This window comes from Gallionella capsiferriformans ES-2, from assembly GCF_000145255.1.
Taxonomy (GTDB): domain Bacteria; phylum Pseudomonadota; class Gammaproteobacteria; order Burkholderiales; family Gallionellaceae; genus Gallionella; species Gallionella capsiferriformans.
This window is the reverse complement of record NC_014394.1, coordinates 54,711-76,240: the sequence shown is the minus strand read 5'-3', so window position 1 is coordinate 76,240 and position 21,530 is coordinate 54,711. Positions and strand designations below refer to the sequence as shown.

Below are 21,530 nucleotides of genomic sequence, written 5' to 3'. Positions count from 1 at the left end.
AATGCCCGACTCATTTTCGCAAGTTACCTGCTATGACCCGACACCTGATTGAAGACATCATCCAGCAACGCATCCTGATTCTGGACGGCGCGATGGGCACCATGATCCAGCGCTACAAACTGAACGAGGCGGATTATCGGGGCGAGCGTTTTGCTCAGTGGCCGCAGGATCTAAAAGGCAATAACGACCTGCTGGTGCTGACCAAACCCGAGGTAATCCGCGCAATACACAGCGAATATCTGGCAGCGGGTGCGGACATCGTCGAGACCAATACCTTCGGCGCGAACGCGACGACGCTCAAAGCGTACGGCATGGCAGAACTCAACTACGAGCTAAATGTCGCCGGCGCACGTCTGGCGCGCGAGGCGTGCGACGCTTACAGCACCCCTGACAAACCGCGTTTTGTCGCAGGCGTATTAGGCCCCACCGACAAGACCGCGACCATTTCACCGGACGTGAACGATCCGGCCGCGCGCAACATCAGCTTCGACCAGCTGGTAGCTGACTATTCGGACGCGACGCGCGGCTTGATGGACGGCGGCGCGGATACCATCCTGATCGAAACCATTTTCGACACCCTGAACGCCAAGGCCGCCATCTTCGCCGTGCAATCGGTATTCACCGAGCGCGGCACACGCCTGCCCATCATGATCTCGGGCACCATCACCGATGCGTCGGGACGCACGCTGACAGGGCAGGTGACTGAAGCGTTTTATAATTCGCTCGCCCATGCACAGCCTTTGTCGATCGGCCTCAACTGCGCACTGGGCGCGGAAGAGTTACGCCAGTACGTGGCTGAATTGTCGCGTGTAGCGAACTGTTACGTTTCCGCTCACCCCAACGCAGGCCTGCCCAATCCGCTGGCCGAAACAGGATATGACGACACGCCGGAGAATATGGCGGGCCACATCAAAGAATGGGCTGCCAGCGGTTTTCTGAACATCATCGGCGGCTGCTGCGGCACGTCCCCCGCCTTCATCAAGGCGATCGCCGAAACAGTCCAAGGCATCGCGCCGCGTAAAATCCCTGAAAATCCGGTCGAATGCCGCCTCTCGGGTCTGGAGCCGTTCAACATCAGCGACAGCTCGCTGTTCGTCAATGTCGGCGAGCGCGCCAACGTCACAGGTTCAGCCAAATTCAAGCGACTGATCCTGGAGGGCAAGTACGACGAAGCGCTCGAGGTTGCCAAGCAGCAGGTGGAAACCGGCGCTCAGGTGATCGACGTCAATATGGACGAGGCGATGCTGGACGGCGAAGCCGCGATGGTGCGCTTCCTCAATCTGATCGCCTCCGAACCCGATATCTCCAAAGTACCGCTGATGATCGACTCCTCCAAGTGGAGCATCATCGAAGCGGGCCTCAAATGCGTGCAGGGCAAGTCCATCGTCAATTCGATTTCGCTCAAAGAAGGCGAAGAGAACTTCATCAAGTATGCGACGCTGGTTCGAAAATACGGCGCGGCAGCAGTCGTGATGGCCTTCGATGAGGCGGGCCAGGCCGACACCTATGCCCGCAAGATCGAGATCTGCAAACGCAGCTATGACATTCTGGTGAACAAGGTCGGCTTCCCGCCTGAGGACATCATCTTCGACCCGAACATCTTCGCGATTGCGACCGGTATCGAGGAGCACAACAACTACGCGGTGGATTTCATCGAGGCCTGCAAGTGGATCAGGGCCAATCTGCCCTATGCCAAAATTTCCGGCGGCGTATCGAACGTGTCATTCTCGTTCCGCGGCAACGAGCCGGTACGTGAAGCCATACACACCGTATTTTTGTACCACGCCATTGGCGCCGGCATGAATATGGGCATCGTCAACGCAGGTCAATTGGGCGTATACGAAGAGATTCCGCGCGAGCTGCGCGATGCCGTCGAGGACGTGGTGCTCAACCGCCATCCGGATGCCGGCGAAAAACTGGTCAAAATCGCTGAGAGCGTCAAAGGCGGCGGCAAGGAAATCATCGAGGATCTCGAATGGCGTAAAGGCACGGTGCAGGAGCGTTTAACCCACGCACTGGTGCGCGGCATCACAACCTTCATCGTGGAAGACACTGAAGAGGCGCGTCTGGCAGCTAAATTCCCGGTCGAAGTCATCGAAGATTCGCTGATGAGCGGCATGAACGTGGTGGGCGATCTGTTCGGCGCAGGCAAGATGTTTTTGCCGCAGGTGGTCAAATCCGCCCGCGTGATGAAACAGGCGGTCGCGCACCTGATCCCCTACATCGAGGCGGAAAAACTGCGTTCGGGCGACACCAGCACCAAGGGTAAAATCCTGATGGCGACCGTAAAGGGCGACGTACATGACATCGGCAAGAACATCGTCACCGTAGTGTTGCAGTGCAACAACTTCGAGGTAGTGAACATGGGCGTGATGGTGCCGTGCCAGCAAATTCTGGACGCCGCACGCGAACACAAGGTCGACGTCATCGGCCTGTCCGGATTAATTACGCCCTCGCTGGAAGAAATGGCGCATGTCGCAAAAGAAATGGAACGCCAGGGCTTCAAGATTCCGCTCCTGATCGGCGGCGCGACAACTTCGCGCGTACATACGGCGGTGAAGATTGAGCCCAACTATCCTTCAGGCACGGTCATCTATGTCACCGACGCCTCGCGTGCGGTCGGCGTATGCAGCAATTTGCTCTCCGACACTTTACGTGACGACTATGTCGCATCGATCAAAGCCGACTACATTGAGGCGCGCGAAACGCATGAAGCCCGCCAATCCAAAGCCGTCTACGTTACACTTGAAGCAGCGCGTGCACACGGCATGAAAACCGACTGGAATGCCTATACGCCGCCCAAACCAAAGTTTACCGGCGTGAAAGAACTGCGCGACTACAGCTTGTCCGAGATTGCTGAATACATCGACTGGACGCCATTCTTTCAGGCGTGGGAACTGGCCGGACGCTATCCGAAGATTTTGCAGGACGAAGTAGTCGGTGAAGAGTCACGCAAACTGTTCGCCGATGCACAGGCAATGTTAAAGCAGATCATCGACGGAAAATGGCTCACCGCCAATGCGGTGTATGGACTGTTTCCGGCTAACACCATCAACGGTGATGATATCGAAATCTATACGGACGAGACGCGTTCTGAATGCGCCATGACCTGGCACAATCTGCGCCAGCAAACCAAAAAGCCTGCATCCATCCCGAACTATTGTCTGGCTGATTACATTGCGCCTAAGGGCGTGGCCGATTATATCGGTGGATTCGCGGTGACGACCGGCATCGGCATCGATGCGCGCGTGGCCGAATTTGAAGCACAGAACGACGACTACAACGCGATCATGTTAAAAGCGCTGGCCGATCGTCTGGCAGAAGCCTTCGCCGAATTGCTGCACGCACGCGTGCGCCGCGAATTCTGGGGCTATGCGAGCGACGAAGGTCTGGACAACGACGCACTGATCGCTGAGAAATATCGCGGCATCCGTCCGGCTCCCGGTTATCCGGCTTGTCCTGAACACAGCGAAAAGGGTCCGCTGTTTGCGATGCTGGATGCGACTCGCCGCGCCGGAATTTCTATCACCGACAGTTTTGCGATGCTGCCCACCGCCGCCGTTTCCGGCTTCTACTTCTCGCACCCGGAGGCAAAATACTTCGCGACCGGCAAGATAGACCGCGATCAGGTGGCAAGTTATGCCGAGCGCAAGGGCTGGGACATCGAAACCGCGGAACGCTGGCTAGCTCCCGTATTAAGCTACTAATAAGGAAACATCCGACATGACTACACTCATCAAAATCGACACAAGCTTGGGCGAAGGCGCAGAGGCTCAAGCAGGACAAACCGTGATCGTGCATTACACCGGCTGGCTGTATGACGATGCCGCACCGGACAACAAGGGCAGCAAGTTCGACAGTTCGCTCGACCGCAACGACCCGTTCGACTTTCCCTTAGGTGCCGGGCGCGTCATTCAAGGCTGGGACGAGGGTGTCGCGGGCATGAAGGAAGGCGGAACACGCACGCTGCTGATTCCTCCTGAAATGGGCTATGGCGCACAAGGCGCGGGCGACGATATTCCACCGAATGCAACGCTAGTGTTCGAAGTAAAACTGCTTAAGGTGATCAGAACCGAAATCGTGGACAATAAAGTCGGCGAAGGCGATGAGGCGCAGGCGGGACAAACGGTGACCGTCCATTACACCGGCTGGCTGTTCGATAAAAAATCTCCCGAAAACAAAGGGGTAAAATTCGATAGCTCACGCGACCGCAACGATCCATTCGAATTTCCACTCGGCATGGGTCGTGTTATTTCCGGATGGGACACGGGCGTTGCGGGCATGAAAGTGGGCGGCAGCCGCACACTGACCATTCCCCCTGAAATGGGCTACGGACGGCGCGGTGCGGGCGGGGTTATTCCTGCGAACGCGACGCTGGTGTTCGACGTCGAATTGCTTGGCCTGCGATAATCCATTTCTAATTATTTACATCGAGATATAAATGAAGCTGATTCCGAAGCTGACGATAGCCCTGCTGTTAGCAGCGGCCTTTTCAACCACCGCGTGCTCTGAACAAGCCGCACCCCCCGCACCTAAAATGGAGAAGAGCAACATGAGTGAACTGATCAAGAACGACGTCAAACTGGGCACCGGTGCAGAAGCCGTCGCCGGACAAAACGTATCCGTACATTACACAGGCTGGCTGTTTGATGAAGCCGCAGCCGACCACAAAGGCAAAAAGTTCGACAGTTCGCGCGATCGCGGCCAGCCGTTCCAATTTCCGCTCGGTGCAGGTCACGTCATTAAGGGCTGGGATGTCGGCGTCGCGGGCATGAAAGTCGGCGGTCAGCGTACATTGACCATCCCGTCCGACATGGGCTACGGTGCACGCGGCGCAGGCGGCGTCATTCCAGCGAATGCAACTTTAGTATTTGATGTGGAACTGTTGGGCGTAAACTAAACCTTTCTGCCGGAACTGGCGTAGAATTCTTCGCCAGTCAATACACAGGAGTGTCGCATGTTCCAGATTCGTGTTCACGGGCGCGGCGGACAGGGGGTCGTCACCGCTGCTGAGATGTTATCCGTCGCGGCATTCGAAGAAGGACGTCATGCACAGGCCTTCCCCAGCTTCGGCTCAGAGCGCACCGGCGCGCCGGTGGTGGCCTTCTGCCGGATTTCGGATAAAGAAATCCGCTTGCGTGAACCGATCATGGAGCCCGATGCGATCATCATTCAGGATCCCACTCTGCTGCATCAGATCGACGTGTTCGCCGGATTAAAACCCGATGGCTACGTGCTACTCAATTCGCATCACAGCATTGAAGCGCTGGGACTCGCCGAACTTGTCAAAGGCCGACAGCCTGAACGATTCTGCACCTTGCCGGCCTCTGAGCTTGGCCTCAAACATGTCGGACGCCCCATCCCTAACGTCCCCCTTTTAGCGGGATTCGCAGCCCTCTCCGGCATCATTCGCTTGGAATCGGTGATCCTCGCGATCAATGAACGGTTCACCGGCAAAATCGCTGCAGGTAACATCACCGCCGCAACGGAAGCCTATGAACGGGTACAGCAACAAATGAAGGAGCAGGCACATGCTAAAGCAGACTGAAGGCTCAAAAGCGGTCGCCGAAGCCATCGCACTGTGCCGCCCTGAAGTCATCTGCGCCTATCCGATTTCCCCGCAGACGCACATCGTCGAGGCGCTGGGCGAGAGCGTCAAATCAGGCGAACTCACCCCCTGCGAATTTATCAACGTCGAGAGTGAATTTGCCGCCATGTCGGTGGCGATAGGTGCTTCCGCTGCCGGTGCGCGCGCCTACACCGCGACCGCATCGCAAGGCCTGCTGTTCATGGCAGAGGCGGTCTACAACGCATCGGGGCTGGGGCTGCCGATTGTCATGACGGTCGCCAATCGTGCCATCGGTGCACCGATCAATATCTGGAACGATCACTCCGACTCGCTCTCGCAGCGTGAATCGGGCTGGATGCAGTTGTTTGCCGAGACCAATCAGGAAGCGGTTGATCTGCACATACAGGCGTTTCGGCTGGCCGAAGAACTCTCCATGCCGATCATGGTGTGCATGGACGGTTTCATCCTGACGCACGCCTTCGAACGCGTCGATATTCCGTCGCAAGCACAGGTAGACGCCTATCTGCCACCGTTCGAGCCGCGTCAGGTACTCGACCCTGCCGAGCCGGTTTCCATCGGCGCGATGGTCGGCCCCGAAGCCTTTATGGAGGTGCGCTATCTTGCGCACGCCAAACAGATGCAAGCCATCGAGCGCATTCCGCAACTGGCCAGCGAATTTCGCGAGATTTTCGGGCGGGACAGCGGCGGGCTAATCCGCACGTATTGCACGGAAGACGCCGACACCATCATTATCGCCATGGGCTCGGTGCTCGGCACCATCAAAGACACGGTGGATGAAATGCGTGCAGAAGGCCACAAAATCGGCGTGCTGGGCATTATCAGTTATCGCCCCTTCCCGCTGGAACAGGTCAAGGCGGCGCTGATCAACTGCCGTCGCTTTGTCGTACTCGAAAAAAGTCTGGCGGTCGGCATGGGCGGCATCGTGGCGACCGATGTGCGCATGGCAGTGACCGGCACCGGCCTCAAAGGTTTTACCGCGATCGCGGGTCTGGGGGGGCGCCCCATCACAAAAGCCTCGCTGCACAAACTGTTCAGAGAGGCCGAAGCCGAAACGCTGCCGCCGGTGACCTTCCTCGATCTGGACTGGGATGCGGTTAACAAACAGCTGGCGCGGGAGAAACAAACCCGCCGCTCCGGGCCTGTCGCCGAAAACATCCTGCACGACAAAGGCATCGTTTCAGCAAAGTTCGGTTAAGGAGATCAGCGTGGGATTTCAACCAGTAAAATTCTATCAGACCGGCACCTACACCGTCGGCAACCGTCTGCTCTCCGACACGGAGCGCAGCGTGCAAGCCGGCGAGTTACGCAGCAATTCAATCAACTCCGGTCACCGCGCTTGTCAAGGGTGCGGCGAAGCGCTCGGTGCACGCTACGCGATTGATGCTGCGATGGCCGGGAGTAACAATCAACTCATTGCCGTGAATGCCACTGGCTGTCTGGAGGTTTTCTCAACGCCCTACCCTGAATCCTCATGGCAGGTGCCGTGGATCCATTCGCTGTTCGGCAATGCGCCGGCGGTTGCAACCGGGGTCGCCGCAGCAATGAAAGTAAAGGGGCGCACTGAGGTGCGCGTGGTGGCGCAAGGTGGTGATGGCAGCACGACGGACATCGGTTTTGGCTGTCTGTCCGGGATGTTCGAGCGCAACGACGATGTGCTGTATATCTGCTACGACAACGAGGCCTACATGAACACCGGTGTGCAACGATCGAGCGCGACGCCACCTGCCGCCCGCACCGCCACCACCATGCCGGTAGGCGCAGAACCCGGCAACCTCTTCGGACAGGGCAAGAACCTGCCTGAAATCGCGATGGCGCACGGTATTCCTTATGTTGCCACCGCCACCGTCGCTGACTTGCGCGATCTGGAATACAAAGTGCGACGCGCCATGACCATACGTGGCGCGCGCTACATTCATCTGTCCGTGCCCTGTCCTTTAGGCTGGGGCACCGCCTCTGCCGACACCATCCGCATCGCGCGACTGGCCAAAGAGTGCGGCCTGTTCCCGGTGTTCGAAGCCGAACATGGCGAGGTCACGGGCGTATCGAAAATCCGCCATCAGGTTGCCGTGGAAGACTATCTAAAGCCGCAAAAGCGTTTTGCACATTTGTTCGGCAAGACGCCACACCCCGAAACCGTGGCACGTATTCAGGCGATTGCCGACCGCAACATCCGCAAGTACGGATTGCTCGAAGAAGGAGGGAACTGACATGTCCAACCGACCTTTTGCAATCACCTTAAAACCCGGCACTTCGCTTGCCAACCTGACCGGCACCTGGCGCACCGAGCGCCCTGTCTATCTTAACCGCCTGCCACCCTGCAACAACGCGTGTCCTGCGGGCGAAAACATTCAGGGCTGGCTGTTCCACGCCGAATCAGGCGACTACGAACAGGCCTGGCGCGTGCTGGTGCAAGACAATCCGCTTCCCGCCGTCATGGGACGCGTGTGCTACCACCCTTGCGAGAATGCGTGCAATCGCGGCCAGCTCGACAGTTCAGTCGGCATCAATTCCGTAGAACGTTTTTTGGGGGACGAAGCGATCAAGCAGGGCTGGAAATTCGACGCACCTCAGGCCGCAACAGGTAAACGCGTACTGGTTGTAGGAGCCGGGCCCTCCGGTTTGTCAGCGGCCTACCATCTGACGCGCGCGGGACATTGCGTGGAAATCCACGAAGCCGGCCCGCAGGCTGGCGGCATGATGCGTTTCGGGATCCCGAAATACCGGCTGCCAAGGTTCGTACTGGACGCCGAAGTTCAGCGCATACTCGATTTGGGCGTAACGTTAAAACTGAACACCCGCATCGAAAATATCGAACAAAGCATGCAAGACGGCCATTTCGATGCGGCATTTTTAGCGGTCGGGGCACATATCGCCAAACGCACCTATATCCCGTCCGGGGATGCCGCGCACATCGTCGATGCCGTCTCAGTGCTGCGTTCAATGGAAGGTGAAGACAAACCGATGCTAGGTCGCCGCGTGGTGGTATATGGCGGCGGCAACACCGCGATTGACGTGGCGCGCACCGCGAAGCGTCTTGGAGCGACAGAAGCCATCATCGTCTATCGCCGCACCCGCGAGAAAATGCCCGCACATGATTTCGAAGTGGAAGAAGCGCTGCAAGAAGGCGTGATGATCAAGTGGCTGTCCACAATCAAACAGGCCGAGGTAGGCAGTCTGACCGTTGAAAAAATGGAGCTGGACGAACAGGGCGTGCCGCAGCCGACCGGAGAATTCGAGACCATGGAAGCCGATTCACTGGTGCTCGCGCTGGGTCAGGACGTCGATCTATCCTTGCTTGAAGGCGTATCCGGCCTTGAGATCATCAACGGCACGGTGCAGGTTTCAAACAACATGATGACCGGTCACCCCGGCATCTTCGCGGGCGGTGACATGGTGCCGTCCGAGCGCACCGTCACCGTGGCAGTAGGACATGGCAAAAAGGCTGCGCGCCACATTGATGCCTGGCTACATGGCGCGAGTTTCACCCCCGCCCCCAAGCCTGAGATCGCTACCTTCGACAAGCTCAACCCGTGGTATTACTCCGATGCTGACAAGACCGTACGGCCGATGCTCGATATCATCCGTCGCCAGACCAGTTTCGATGAGGTTCAAGGCGGACTTAACGAGACCAATGCCTTGTTCGAAGCGCGCCGCTGTCTATCGTGCGGCAACTGTTTCGAATGCGACAACTGCTACGGCGTCTGCCCCGATAACGCGGTGATTAAACTCGGGCCCGGCAAAGGATTTCAGTTTAACTACGACTACTGCAAGGGCTGCGGCTTGTGCGTGGCCGAATGCCCCTGCGGTGCGATCGCGATGGTGCCTGAAGAAACCTGATGGGTCTGATTTCTCAACCGCTGCTGGTCACCATTCTGATGCTGGCCATCTCCAACCTGTTCATGACCTTCGCGTGGTATGGCCACCTGAAGAATATGTCGGCATCGCCCTGGTATGTGGCCGCGCTGGTCAGCTGGGGCATCGCGCTGTTCGAATATCTGATACAGGTGCCGGCCAACCGTATCGGCTATAGCGAGCTTAATCTCGGCCAGTTGAAAATCCTGCAGGAAGTTATCACGCTGCTCGTATTCGTACCGTTTGCGGTACTGTATATGAACCAGCCGTTAAAATGGGACTATCTGTATGCCGCGCTTTGCATGATGGGCGCGGTTTATTTTATTTTTAGAAATTGAAAACGATGAGCAAACCAACACATATCCATATCCTCGGCATCTGCGGCACGTTCATGGGCGGCATCGCGGCGATCGCCAAACAATCGGGCTTCCGCGTCACGGGGTGCGATACCAACGTCTATCCGCCGATGAGCACGCAGCTGGAGGCGCAAGACATAGAACTGATCACAGGCTTTGGCGTGGAGCAGCTGGAACTGAACCCGGATATCTACGTCATCGGCAATGTCGTTACGCGCGGCAATCTGCTGATGGAAGAAATTCTCAACCGCAACCTGCCCTATGTCTCAGGCCCGCAGTGGCTGTCTGACACGCTGCTCAGAGATCGCTGGGTACTGGGCGTGGCGGGCACGCACGGCAAAACCACCACAGCCTCAATGCTCGCTTGGATACTGGAACATGCAGGGCTTAATCCCGGCTTTCTGATCGGCGGGGTGCCGCAGAATTTCGACATCTCGGCACGCATCACCGAATCGCCCTTTTTCGTCATCGAGGCCGACGAATACGACACGGCCTTTTTCGACAAGCGCTCCAAATTCGTGCATTACCATCCGCGCACTGCGATTTTAAACAACCTTGAATTCGATCACGCGGATATTTTTGCCGACCTCTTTGCAATCGAAACCCAGTTTCACCATCTGGTGCGCACCGTACCCGGCAACGGCCTAGTAGTCTCAAATGGACGCGAAGCGGCGTTGCAGCGCGTCATCGAGCGCGGTTGCTGGACGCCGGTAGAGGCGTTCGGCGGCGACACCGGCTGGAACATCGACACCGGCAACCAAGTAACACTGAATGGCGTTGCACAAGGCGAACTTAAATGGGAATTGCTGGGTGAACACAACAGGATGAACGCACTGGCAGCCTTGGCCGCCGCGCGCCATGCCGGCGTTCCGGTAGCCCTTGGGCTGGCGGCATTAAGCGAATTCAAAAACGTCAAGCGGCGCATGGAAGTGAAGGGCATCGTCAACGGCATCACCGTTTATGATGATTTCGCCCATCACCCGACCGCCATCGATACCACGGTTGCGGGCCTGCGTCACAAGGTGGGGGCTGCGCGCATCTTGGCCGTACTGGAACCGCGCTCAAACACGATGAAGCTGGGCGTCATGAAGGACGCATTGCCCGGCAGCTTAAAGGATGCCGATCAGGTGTTCTGCTATTCTGGAAATCTGGGCTGGGATGCCAAGAGCGCGCTGGCCGTGATGGGCGACAAGGCTGTGGTGATCGACGATCTCGACACGCTGATCGACGTCATTGCCAAATCAGCCATGCCAGGCGACCATATTCTGGTGATGAGTAACGGCGGATTCGGCGGCATACACGACAAACTGCTCAAAAAATTGGCGTAGTGCGCATACTTGAATGCCTGCTTTGCGGCAGGCATTCCTTACTCAGCAATCCCTTTTACGGCGGCGACTAATGTCCTACAATTGAACTGGGACGCATTGCATCTGACCACTATTCAAACTGCTTAAGAAGCATTTTTTTTAAATTCTCCGGCATTTCATAGGTCGTTAAATCCCACCCTTCCAGGCGCAGAACAACCTCAAGACAAGCTTCCATTGCGGCATGGCTTTGCATCACCGCATCGGCGATGCACTTATGCACGGCACGGTCAGTATCCGTCATGTTAATGCAGTTCTGCTGATAAACGTACAAAGCCCGCTGCTCGTTGATGTTTTTGCAAACCTGTGCTGGACAAGCACATTGATAAAGCATTGATTGTTCGAGAATCCTGCTAATTATTTCAGTCGAAAATTTTATTTCCATAACCAACTTCCTCCCGCTTTTTGGTAGAACTGCATACGACTCAAACAGGATGCTCACAGCCTTCACCGCAAGCTTTCCTGACCGATGCCAGCAGAACCCAGCTAAAATCAGGCTGCATAATACACGGCCTTACACCTGCACTTAAAAATTTCCCACCCGTGGTATCGTTAGGCTAACCCAGAAAGCCTGCTTGCCGACAGAAATTCGAGGGGCTGAAAAACACGAATCGAGACAAAACAGACGTACAACTAAAGGCCGGGCGCGCCTGCAACCGTAGCATTTGCGCGCTATGTTAAGCGTTTTGAGGTTTTGCACCTGGAAACCATTCAATGTGCTGGTCACCGCCACGCCCCCAATAAGTAACACGCTTGCCGCGCAAGAACGCAATGTAACCCTGAACACCTGCATTCATAGCCCGCTTGGTGAAATCGCGATAATGCTGACCATTTTGCTGGCTGTCGAAAATTGCAGCGCGAAGCTTCTCAAGATTGAACTCACTGGCAACAGACGGCAAATCGTCATAATGGATCGGGGTTTTAATAACCTCGCCGGAAGCGCTGTAATAAGTTTTTTGTAGTGCCACATAATCAACGTGGTAATACTCAACACCTGTTTCTAACAACCTGCGTACAACTTCTGAAAAAGGGATGCTTCCATCAAGGGTGGCGCGGGCAGCATCAGCAACAATTTTAGATTCCATATCGTTTCCTATTTTCTATACGGGATAAATCGTCAATAAGACTGCCGTTAACCCGCATCTGCACACCAAAAACAACCACCAAGTTATGCCTCCTGTTCGTCCAGTCCCAACTCCTGTATCTTGCGCGTCAGGGTGTTTCGTCCAATGCCAAGCAGCGTGGCAGCTTCAATCCGCCGCCCGTTGGTATGCTGCAACGCCTGCAATATCAGCGTGCGTTCGAACTGCGCGACAAAGCGATCCATAATGCTTTCATCTCCGCGTTGCAAAGCCGCCTCAACCTGACCTGCCAGCACTGAGCTCCAGTCGCCGGATTTTTCCACCGCGCTTTCATTCTCTCTCCATTCGGGCGGCAGATCGGCGATTTCGATTACCTGGGACGGCGTCATCACGGTCAGCCAGTGGCACAGGTTTTCCAGTTGACGGACGTTGCCGGGGAAGTCTTGCGCGCTCAAGTGCTGCAAAGTGGCCTCGCCAAACTGTTTACATTCCACAGCCAATTCTTGCGCACTTTTTTGCAGAAAAAATTTCGCCAGTAATGGAATATCTTCGCTGCGCTCGCGTAAGGGTGGCAGGCGCAGACGTATCACGTTCAGCCTGTGAAACAGATCCTCACGGAACAATCCCAACTTGACGCGCTCTTCGAGATTCTGGTGCGTCGCGGTGATGATGCGCACATTTGCCTTGATCGGCTGATGCCCGCCTACCCGGTAATAGTTGCCATCCGACAAAACGCGCAGCAAACGGGTTTGCAACTCCGATGGCATATCACCGATTTCATCGAGAAACAGCGTACCGCCCTCGGCCTGTTCGAAACGACCGTGCCGGACAGCGGCCGCGCCCGTAAAAGCACCGCGCTCATGCCCAAACAATTCGGACTCAAGCAAATCCTTAGGAATGGCTGCTGTATTGATCGCAATGAAGGGTTTTTCAGCACGCGGACTATGTCGGTGCAACGCGCGCGCAACCAACTCCTTGCCGGTTCCTGACTCTCCGTTGATCAGTACCGTCGCGTGAGATTGTGACAGCCGTCCAATAGCACGAAACACATCCTGCATGGCCGGTGCATGCCCCAGAATATCGGCAACAACGTCAATCTGGCCTATTTCGGCTGATTTACGACGGCTTTGTTCAAGTGCGCGACGTATCAGGTCAACCGCATGGTTGATATCGAACGGTTTGGGCAAATATTCAAATGCCCCGCCCTGAAAGGCTGAAACGGCGCTTTCCAGATCGGAATAGGCAGTCATGATGATGACCGGAATCAGCGGATGACGTTCGTGCAACGTCTGCAAAAAATCCAGCCCGGAAATGCCCGGCATGCGAATATCGCTCACCACAACTTGTGGCATGTCATGGCTCAGGGCGCGTTGCGCATCATCCGCAGATTGAAAACTCTCGAATTCAATGTTGGCCCGCGCAAGGGATTTTTCCAGCACCCAGCGTATCGAGCGATCGTCGTCAATTATCCAGACAGGTTTCATAAGGTGCTCGATCAATAGAATTATTTATTTTTCAGATGGTTACATTAGTTTACCGCTCACACTGCCGAACTTTACGGCAAGGGGAGCATCACCGTGAATCGCGTGCATCCGGGCTCACTTTCGAATTCTATCGTGCCATGATGCTGGCTGATGAAATCCTGTGCCAGCGTCAAACCCAATCCATGCCCGTCAGCTCGCCCGGACACCAACGGATAAAATATTTTATCGCGCAATTCGGGCAGTATCCCCGGGCCGTTATCGATGATCTGCACCATCACCGCCAGCCGATGGCGCTGTTTGAACAGCGTAACCTGACGCGCAATGCGGGTGCGCAAAATAATCCTGCCCTGCCCGTGCATCGCTTGTACGGCATTGCGCACGATGTTGAGGATCACCTGTATCAATTGCTCCTTGTCCCCGACCAGCGCGGGTAGACTGATGTCGTAATCGCGCTGAATCTTCAAGCCTTCCGGCACCTCGGCCATCACGACCGAACGCACACGTTCAAGCACCTCGTGAATATTCAGTGCACTGTGTTGCATCTTACCTTGCGGCGTCAGCAATTTTTCCATCAAACTGCGCAGGCGATCCGCTTCCTGAATAATGACCTGGGTATATTCGTGTAGCGCGGGTTTATCCAGCTCCTGCTCCAATAACTGGGCTGCACCGCGAATCCCACCCAGCGGATTCTTGATTTCGTGCGCCAGATTGCGCAACAGTAGACGATTGGCTTGCGTCTGATCGAGCATCTGCTCCTCACGCGCGAGCTTGAGCGGCCTGTCTACCGGGTGAAATTCCAGCAACAACTGTCCTGTCTGCAATGGAGTGACCGTACAGCGCACATACAACTTGTTGTGCGTATGTGTCACCAGCATCAAGTCATGCTCGATATAGCTGGCGTTATTTTCAAGCGCAAGCAGCATCGCCATATCGAGCCGCCCCGCATCACTGAACAGTTGTTTTAGCGGATTACCCGACATATTTTTACCGCTCACCTCAAAAAGGTTTTCCGCAGCGGGATTCAGATAAATGACGCGCGACTGATCATCCATCAGGATAATGGCTGTCGCAAGATAATCGAGTGTAAGATAATGAGAGTCAGGCATAGTGTGTATTATCTAGCAACAATCATGCCCGGATTGCCATTTATTTAAGCTTAGACAACTCAGTCTTGAGTGCGGCAATATTTCCCTGATGCAAATCAAGCTGGCGGGTCAGCCCTTTTATTTTTTCCGCATCTCTCGGACGATGCGCCTCTGCCACCTGCAGGCTTTGTTTAGCGGCCTCCATCAAGCCAACTTCCGCTTTTAATTCATCTTCAAGAATTTTGCGCCGGGATCCATCCCGCCCCTTCTGAGCTTCATCCGTCACACGGGGGAAATCATGCGGTGTAGCGCTAGCCCGAACGTGATTCGGTGTATTTTGTGTAGGCGCGGACAGCACGATCCGTTTTCCGCCCTTGATTGGTGCACTGGAATAAGTGACATGCCCGTCTGCATCGACTGATTTGTATATGTCTGCCAACACCAACGATGGGCTCAGGCACAACAGTAGAATCCAGAACTTCATATGATACTCCCGCAAAATAGCTGATCGAGTATAGGGCATGCACCTCTGCGTGACAAACAGTTACTGCCTAACTCGTGATCGCTAAACGAAAAAAACGGGGCGCTTGGCCCCGTTTTATTTTGCTGCTCAGCAAATAATTAAATGCTGTAATACATTTCAAACTCAACTGGATGAGTCGTCATGCGCAGACGGGTCACTTCTTCCATCTTCAATGCGATGTAAGCATCGAGGAAGTCGTTAGAGAACACGCCGCCACGGGTCAGGAACTCGCGATCCTTATCCAGAGCTGCCAGCGCTTCGTCCAGCGAAGTACATACGGTTGGGATCTTCGCATCTTCTTCCGGTGGCAAGTCATACAGATTCTTGTCAGCTGGATCGCCAGGGTGAATCTTGTTAGCGATACCGTCCAGACCCGCCATCATCAGTGCCGCGAAGCACAAGTATGGATTGGCAGTAGGATCAGGGAAACGAGTCTCAATACGGCGTGCCTTGTCGCTCGCAACGTGAGGAATACGGATCGAAGCAGAACGATTCTTGGCAGAATAAGCCAGCTTGGTTGGTGCCTCGTAGTGAGGAACCAGACGCTTGTAGGAGTTCGTGCCAGGATTAGTGATCGCGTTCAGCGCCTTAGCGTGCTTGATGATACCGCCGATGTAGTACAGCGCGGTTTCAGACAGGCCGGCATAGCCATTACCTGCGAACAGGTTCTTGCCGTCTTTCCAGATCGACTGATGCACGTGCATACCGGAACCGTTGTCGCCAACGATAGGCTTAGGCATGAAAGTTGCGGTCTTACCGTGCTGGTGAGCCACGTTATGAACCACGTATTTCAGCGCTTGAGTCTGATCGGCGCGACGCACCAGTGTGTCGAACTTGGTACCGATTTCGCATTGACCGGCGGTTGCCACTTCGTGGTGATGCACTTCAACTTCAATGCCGATATCTTCCAGAATCAGACACATCGCAGCGCGAATGTCGTTCAGGCTGTCAACCGGAGGAACCGGGAAGTAACCCCCCTTAACCACTGGACGGTGACCGGTATTGCCGCCGTCGTACTTCTCATCGGAAGACCATGCAGCTTCTTCGGAATTGATCTTGACCGAACAACCGGACATGTCGATCTTCCAGTTTACCGAATCAAAGATAAAGAATTCCGGCTCAGGACCGAAGTAAGCGGTATCGCCCACGCCGGAGGATTGCAGGTAAGCTTCAGCGCGCTTGGCGATAGAGCGTGGATCGCGGTCATAGCCCTTGCCATCGGTAGGTTCTACCACGTCGCAAGTGATAATCAACGTCACATCTTCAGTGAACGGATCAAGGAAAGCGGTGGCAGGATCCGGCATCAACAGCATGTCTGAGGCTTGAATACCCTTCCAGCCGGCGATTGAAGAACCGTCAAATGCATGACCTTCTTCAAACTTGTCCAGACCTACGTATTTCGCAGGAACGCCAACGTGCTGTTCTTTGCCGCGCGTATCGGTAAAACGAAAATCCACGAACTTCACGTCGTGGTCTTTAATCATTTGCAACACATCATTTGCCGACAACGACATAACTCTCTCCCAAAGTATCAATCAAACAGTGAATTACAACAAAAATTTCCGATGCAGAGGGCGTAGCTACCCTGTCTGCGTATCAAGTCAGCATTGTGCCATAAGCCTGCGCCGTTACACAAAAATAAATAGCACCAAACAGGTGCAAAGCGCGCCCCAAAGCGGTGCGCATTATTGGCGCGCTACGCCATGATTGCTGTGAACATGAATGGCGCGAAACAGAGATGAACCATTCACCAGCACGTCGCAACGCGCCTGCAGCGATTTAACCTGCTCCTCATTCAGCTCACCTGCCGTTAAATAAAGCTCCACATCCACCTGACCATCCAGATAATGAAATATCACGCGGTTGTCTTGCACAACGGGCTTGCCGAGCTGTTCGGCAAGCTGTTCCAGCAGTACGGGCCTGCTCGGCAACTTAGCATTGTGCCCCGCTTGCATATCGTCTTCAGGATCGATATGCACCATGACATCCAGCACGTGATGACTGTTTAACACCGCATGACGCGCCAGTTCAGCGATGTAATGCCCTTCGGATACGCTGATTTTCGGATCGACCAGAATATGCGCGTCGACCAGCGCGTTATCCGCCATCTTGCGTGTACGCAAGTCATGCAAGCCCAGCACGCCGTGCGTATTGAGCAAAGTCTGGCGGATCGCCTCGACTTCTTCGGCATCGAGGCCTGTATCGATCAATTCTGACAACGCTTCGAGCGCAAGCTTGCCGCCCATGTGGGAAATCATCACGCCAACCACCGCAGCGGCAACCAGATCGAGAAAGGTGTAACCCAACATATTCCCGATAATGCCGACCACCACAACCAGAGACGACGCGGCATCAGAACGGGCATGCCACGCATTGGCGACCAGCATTTGCGAACGCACCCGCATCGCGACAGCCAGCATGTAACGGAACATTCCCTCTTTAGCGAGCAGCGCGAACACCGCGATCGCCAGACCTAGCGGGCTCACCGCCTGCAAAGCGCTAGGATGCTGCAGGCGCATCGCGGCAGCCACCAGCAATCCGACGCCCAGCGCTGCCAAAAACACGCCCAGTATCAGGGTCGCCGCAGTCTCAACCCGCGCATGACCATAAGGATGATTCGCATCGGCGTGCCGGTTACCGTGCCGGTTGGCATACAACACCAGCACATCGGAGAGCAAATCCGACAGGGAGTGCAGCCCATCGGCCATCAAGGCCTGCGAGTGCGCGAAAAATCCGCCCACCACCTGAAACAAGGTCAGCAGCAAGTTAATGACAATGCTGACCCAAGTGCTTTTTTGTGCCGCCGCGTAGCGCTCCGGATGCGCGGGTTCGAAAGCTTCTTTCTCTGTGTGTGAATGATGAGTGTGATTTTTCATTTCGATTGGGCTAGTATGCTGCTGTGATGCACAGCATAACATTTGTGTACGATTCGTTGAAGAATACCCAAAATCAATATCTGACAATATTTCAAAGGAAGCGACATCATGGGAAAGATAACCTCCATACTGCAAGCGGCTCAACAACGCGCAAAAGACCAGAATCTACCCTACGAGGGCGCGCTGTATCCCGAGGAAGCTTATGAAATTCTTCAATCCGCACCCGGCGCAAAACTGGTAGATGTGCGCTGCCGCGCTGAACTAGACTGGGTAGGACGCATCCCCGATGCGGTCGAAATCGAATGGCTGACCTATCCGGGCATGAAGGCCAACCCTAATTTCGCAGCCTCCCTCACTCAGCAAGTCGACAAGGAAGCGCTGGTACTCTTCATCTGCCGCAGTGGCGCACGTTCCAACGCGGCAACAATTGCGGCCATGCAGTCGGGTTTTCGCGACTGCTACAATATTTTGCAAGGCTTTGAGGGCGACAAGGATAGCAATGAACACCGCAACACCGTCGACGGCTGGCGCGCGGCAGGCCTGCCCTGGGTACAAAGCTAAAAAGTCAGCTTATCGCGATCGATGCAACCAGGTGAAATCTTCCGCCCCCCCCGGAAATTTCTCCCGGCGGCGCGACATCCCAGCGCCATGTCTTTAATAACGTGCCGGTAAAGCGCAGGCGTGTCGAAAAATCAACTACGCTCAAAATTTCACCGCTACGCTGATAACTCGTTTGCTCATAATCCGTCAGCAAACAAACCGGTACGCCAAAGGCGGCGAGATAGTCCAGATGTTGCTGCATAATCCTGTCGCCCCACGCCTCAAGCTTCTGTTCATCGATTTTTGGAAACTGCGCCCTCAGCCAGTCCTGTGGCAATAAGGGCAACTGGGACAGCAGATTGACCGACGCCACCCAATCTATACTCGCCTCGTCAAGAAACTGCACGGGATCAGACAAATCCAGCCCACCCTCCGAAAGAACCGCCCTCTGTTCCCTAAATCCGCTGACATCGTGCTCAATGCAGCGCACATTGGTATAGCGCCGAACGGCGCGCCGCACTTCCGGCAGATGCACCAGATCGACCAGCCACACGTTTTCAAAGCGCGCGGCCAGCTCGTCGATCGGAATATCCAGCAAAACACCGGAACCCAGTACCAGCGCAGTGCGGTGACTGCGACAGGAATTAAGCGACACCCGTATGGCAGACCGGCTATTTTCCAGATGCGACTGCCATGCGCTTTGACAGCGCCGGTAGCGCGAACGGATTCCGATAGATTCCCGCAGATAGCCTGATTTGCGCGAAAAAGTACAGCAGTCGGCGGCAAGATAGGTCAACCATTCACTCAGCATGACGGCCCGTCACGAGGATGATTTACAGGCCATATTCCACAGCATTTCTTCAACACTATCGGATTGAACCGCTTGCCATTTTTCACGCGCATTGTTGCTGTAAATCAATTCGCCCTCACCCATGTTTTTGGCATAGGCCTGCATCGCGACGATCCGGGATTTTTTATCCCGGCAATGATATTCGCGCTGAATTTTCATCGACAGATAAGCCATATCACCAAAGGCGTGCGCCGCTTTTAGATCAAACAGCGCCCACATTTTGACGCGGTCTCGATCGCGATGAACAACGGAGTCGACATAAGCCGATTCATCCTTGTCACCGCCGACATGCTGCCATGCGGCCGAGGCATTGGTACAGACCAGCAGCAAAACCAGTAAATATTTAAACATAGCTACTGAGGATTCCCGGGCTGCCTGCAATTGGACTCCATAAAGGGTCCCTGATAGATTTGCCAGGTATCGCCGGGAGAATTTTGCGAACACATGATGGTTTGATCGTAGATATTTTGCCACTTATACCAAGGCGCACCCGAAGCAAATGCCAGACCGCAGACCAACATCAACAACACAGCAAATTTCATTTGAGAATCTCCGCAAAGAATCTCATTCTAGCGCAAGCGGGCCGGCGGATGTTCGGCTCAATAAAGCGAAATTCTGCTGGTCTTAATGCGCCGTATCTTTACTTTGCAGTAGTCTCGACCGTAACGCGCCGGTCAGGCTGCAAACAGGTGATCAGTCTCTCACCCCTCATTCCGCGGCAACTTACTCCGGTATTGGATACAGGATCAGGCTCTGACTCACCCTTCCCTTGAACGCTCAAGCGCTGAGCGCCCACACCCTGCTCAACCAGATAATCTCTAACCGCATTCGCCCGGCGTTCAGACAAACGCTGGTTGTAGCGTTCGCTGCCGATACGGTCCGCATGTCCGATGATCAGCAGCGGCCCGGTATCCGTATGCAGTTTCATGCCGGTGACAATTTTCTCATCCAGTACGGTCTTACCTTCGGGCTTCACTTCCGCGCGATCGAAATCAAATAGCGTTCCAGCATTTAACCGCACGATTGCGGGCGGAACTATTTTTTCCGGGATCACCGGAATCTCTTTTTGCTGCGGCACAATGGCGACTTCCTTTTTGACCAGATCAGGATCGCATTCGCTAATCGCCATCGCAGGCGTCCAATATCCGGTACGCCAGCAATCGCCATAGGCATTTCTGACCACATTGCCCGCACTATCCGTTAAATATCCCGACTTATCCGCAACTTCCTGAGCACAAACCAGAGACGATACGAAGACTGCTGTCAGCCCGAAAAGGCATATAAAAGTTTTCACGATTATTCTCCTTACAAAACTCAATGCGCCCAATTCACCCGCAAAAGATTCTCTTCAGGGTTATAGTGATATTCCAGCTCGCCCTGATAAGCGTGATGCAGCGCCTCCCCCATACCCCGCGCCAAATGGATATCGGTAGTACTCACCAGCGTTTCACCCGGTTTTTCTTCAATGGCGATGATCCGCTTGAGCGGATGTTCCGCACGTTCATGCTTTTCGTGGTGATGCAACAACTGCATGATTTCATCACGATGCGAACTGAAAAAGGATCCTTTCAGGCTGAGATATCCGGCCGGATAATGATCGCGAATACGGTGACAGGCAGGGCAGGTTTCCTGATGCGCATCGGCTGGCGCTTGCAGCCATTGCCAGCGCCCTGCATGAAAGACTGCACCGCACTCTGAACACACCGAAGGCTCGTGTAATTTACCCCGACTCTTGTAGGCATCATGCACACGCTCCTGAAAGAGGTTGTCGTGCCGAGAAATTTTACTGAATCCTGAATAGCTCACAATATTCCCCTCTCACCTAATCTGAATATTTTCCGGTACTCAGCCAGCGTCAATGCCAGCCCCCGTTGTGATAGACAACTTTGACGCCAGAGGAATATACGTGAAATATTTTGCCGTCCATA

The 21,530-nt window shown here is 54.9% G+C and carries 22 protein-coding genes; 10 read left to right on the top strand and 12 right to left on the bottom strand.

Annotation, left to right across the window (positions count from 1 at the left end; translation table 11 throughout):
• The first annotated feature begins 32 nt into the window (after window positions 1–32).
• Genes metH through mpl form a run of 9 tightly spaced genes read left to right on the top strand, consistent with a single transcriptional unit; the run spans window position 33 to window position 11,126 of the window.
• Entirely contained in the window at window positions 33–3,707 is a 3,675-nt protein-coding gene (gene metH, locus GALF_RS00335) for a methionine synthase (RefSeq protein ID WP_013292053.1), read from the top strand.
• 16 nt (window positions 3,708–3,723) lie between these two features.
• Window positions 3,724–4,410, top strand: coding sequence for an FKBP-type peptidyl-prolyl cis-trans isomerase (locus GALF_RS16055; protein WP_013292052.1), 687 nt, complete (start codon window positions 3,724–3,726; stop codon window positions 4,408–4,410).
• A 31-nt stretch (window positions 4,411–4,441) separates the two neighbouring features.
• On the top strand, window positions 4,442–4,900 hold the full coding sequence (locus tag GALF_RS00325) for an FKBP-type peptidyl-prolyl cis-trans isomerase (protein ID WP_013292051.1): 459 nt from the start codon (window positions 4,442–4,444) through the stop codon (window positions 4,898–4,900).
• Window positions 4,901–4,957: 57 nt separating this feature from the next.
• Window positions 4,958–5,548, top strand: coding sequence for a 2-oxoacid:acceptor oxidoreductase family protein (locus GALF_RS00320; RefSeq protein ID WP_013292050.1), 591 nt, complete (start codon window positions 4,958–4,960; stop codon window positions 5,546–5,548).
• Window positions 5,532–6,785, top strand: coding sequence for a 2-ketoisovalerate ferredoxin oxidoreductase subunit alpha (gene porA, locus GALF_RS00315; protein WP_013292049.1), 1,254 nt, complete (start codon window positions 5,532–5,534; stop codon window positions 6,783–6,785). Before GALF_RS00320 ends, porA begins: the two co-directional genes overlap by 17 nt.
• 10 nt (window positions 6,786–6,795) lie before the next feature.
• Window positions 6,796–7,797, top strand: a complete 1,002-nt coding sequence (locus GALF_RS00310) for a thiamine pyrophosphate-dependent enzyme (protein ID WP_013292048.1) — start codon at window positions 6,796–6,798, stop codon at window positions 7,795–7,797.
• 1 nt (window position 7,798) lies between these two features.
• The gene (locus GALF_RS00305; RefSeq protein ID WP_013292047.1) at window positions 7,799–9,427 is read left to right on the top strand and encodes an NAD(P)-binding protein; all 1,629 of its coding nucleotides are present in this window, start codon (window positions 7,799–7,801) and stop codon (window positions 9,425–9,427) included.
• Window positions 9,427–9,780: a DMT family protein gene (locus GALF_RS00300; RefSeq protein ID WP_013292046.1), complete on the top strand. Its 354-nt coding sequence runs from the start codon at window positions 9,427–9,429 to the stop codon at window positions 9,778–9,780. The genes GALF_RS00305 and GALF_RS00300 overlap by 1 nt, the downstream gene beginning before the upstream one ends.
• Window positions 9,781–9,785: 5 nt before the next feature.
• On the top strand, window positions 9,786–11,126 hold the full coding sequence (gene mpl / locus GALF_RS00295; protein ID WP_013292045.1) for a UDP-N-acetylmuramate:L-alanyl-gamma-D-glutamyl-meso-diaminopimelate ligase: 1,341 nt from the start codon (window positions 9,786–9,788) through the stop codon (window positions 11,124–11,126).
• Window positions 11,127–11,235: 109 nt separating this feature from the next.
• Here mpl and GALF_RS00290 read toward each other — a convergent pair whose 3' ends face one another.
• The 7 genes from GALF_RS00290 to GALF_RS00260 all read right to left on the bottom strand — a co-directional run bounded on the left by GALF_RS00290 (window position 11,236) and on the right by GALF_RS00260 (window position 18,212).
• On the bottom strand, window positions 11,236–11,547 hold the full coding sequence (locus tag GALF_RS00290) for a hypothetical protein (protein WP_013292044.1): 312 nt from the start codon (window positions 11,545–11,547) through the stop codon (window positions 11,236–11,238).
• Between the two features lie 292 nt (window positions 11,548–11,839).
• Window positions 11,840–12,247 carry a DUF1398 domain-containing protein gene (locus GALF_RS00285; protein ID WP_013292043.1) on the bottom strand — a complete coding sequence of 136 codons (408 nt, stop codon included), beginning with the start codon at window positions 12,245–12,247 and terminating at the stop codon, window positions 11,840–11,842.
• An 83-nt stretch (window positions 12,248–12,330) separates the two neighbouring features.
• Window positions 12,331–13,728 (bottom strand): nitrogen regulation protein NR(I), encoded by a 1,398-nt coding sequence (gene ntrC / locus GALF_RS00280; protein WP_013292042.1) that lies wholly within the window; start codon window positions 13,726–13,728, stop codon window positions 12,331–12,333.
• A gap of 71 nt (window positions 13,729–13,799) precedes the next feature.
• A complete protein-coding gene (gene glnL, locus GALF_RS00275; protein ID WP_013292041.1) occupies window positions 13,800–14,834 on the bottom strand; it encodes a nitrogen regulation protein NR(II) in 1,035 nt (344 codons plus the stop codon).
• Between the two features lie 40 nt (window positions 14,835–14,874).
• On the bottom strand, window positions 14,875–15,297 hold the full coding sequence (locus tag GALF_RS00270) for a DUF4124 domain-containing protein (RefSeq protein WP_013292040.1): 423 nt from the start codon (window positions 15,295–15,297) through the stop codon (window positions 14,875–14,877).
• Between the two features lie 137 nt (window positions 15,298–15,434).
• A complete protein-coding gene (gene glnA, locus GALF_RS00265; protein WP_013292039.1) occupies window positions 15,435–16,850 on the bottom strand; it encodes a glutamate--ammonia ligase in 1,416 nt (471 codons plus the stop codon).
• A 171-nt stretch (window positions 16,851–17,021) separates the two neighbouring features.
• Window positions 17,022–18,212 carry a cation diffusion facilitator family transporter gene (locus tag GALF_RS00260; protein ID WP_013292038.1) on the bottom strand — a complete coding sequence of 397 codons (1,191 nt, stop codon included), beginning with the start codon at window positions 18,210–18,212 and terminating at the stop codon, window positions 17,022–17,024.
• A 108-nt stretch (window positions 18,213–18,320) separates the two neighbouring features.
• Here GALF_RS00260 and GALF_RS00255 point away from each other — a divergent pair, with 108 nt between their 5' ends.
• Window positions 18,321–18,773, top strand: a complete 453-nt coding sequence (locus GALF_RS00255; protein WP_013292037.1) for a rhodanese-like domain-containing protein — start codon at window positions 18,321–18,323, stop codon at window positions 18,771–18,773.
• A gap of 4 nt (window positions 18,774–18,777) precedes the next feature.
• On the opposite strand, the gene GALF_RS00250 is transcribed toward GALF_RS00255, so the two are convergent.
• From GALF_RS00250 to GALF_RS00230, 5 genes are all read right to left on the bottom strand, one after another.
• Window positions 18,778–19,563, bottom strand: coding sequence for a hypothetical protein (locus GALF_RS00250; RefSeq protein WP_013292036.1), 786 nt, complete (start codon window positions 19,561–19,563; stop codon window positions 18,778–18,780).
• Window positions 19,564–19,572: 9 nt separating this feature from the next.
• Window positions 19,573–19,953 carry a surface-adhesin E family protein gene (locus GALF_RS00245; RefSeq protein WP_041937920.1) on the bottom strand — a complete coding sequence of 127 codons (381 nt, stop codon included), beginning with the start codon at window positions 19,951–19,953 and terminating at the stop codon, window positions 19,573–19,575.
• Window positions 19,954–19,955: 2 nt separating this feature from the next.
• The gene (locus GALF_RS00240; protein WP_013292034.1) at window positions 19,956–20,144 is read right to left on the bottom strand and encodes a hypothetical protein; all 189 of its coding nucleotides are present in this window, start codon (window positions 20,142–20,144) and stop codon (window positions 19,956–19,958) included.
• Window positions 20,145–20,242: 98 nt separating this feature from the next.
• On the bottom strand, window positions 20,243–20,896 hold the full coding sequence (locus GALF_RS00235; RefSeq protein ID WP_013292033.1) for an OmpA family protein: 654 nt from the start codon (window positions 20,894–20,896) through the stop codon (window positions 20,243–20,245).
• 20 nt (window positions 20,897–20,916) lie between these two features.
• Complete coding sequence (locus GALF_RS00230) at window positions 20,917–21,408, bottom strand: BCAM0308 family protein (protein WP_013292032.1); 492 nt, start codon at window positions 21,406–21,408, stop codon at window positions 20,917–20,919.
• Window positions 21,409–21,530: the final 122 nt, after the last annotated feature.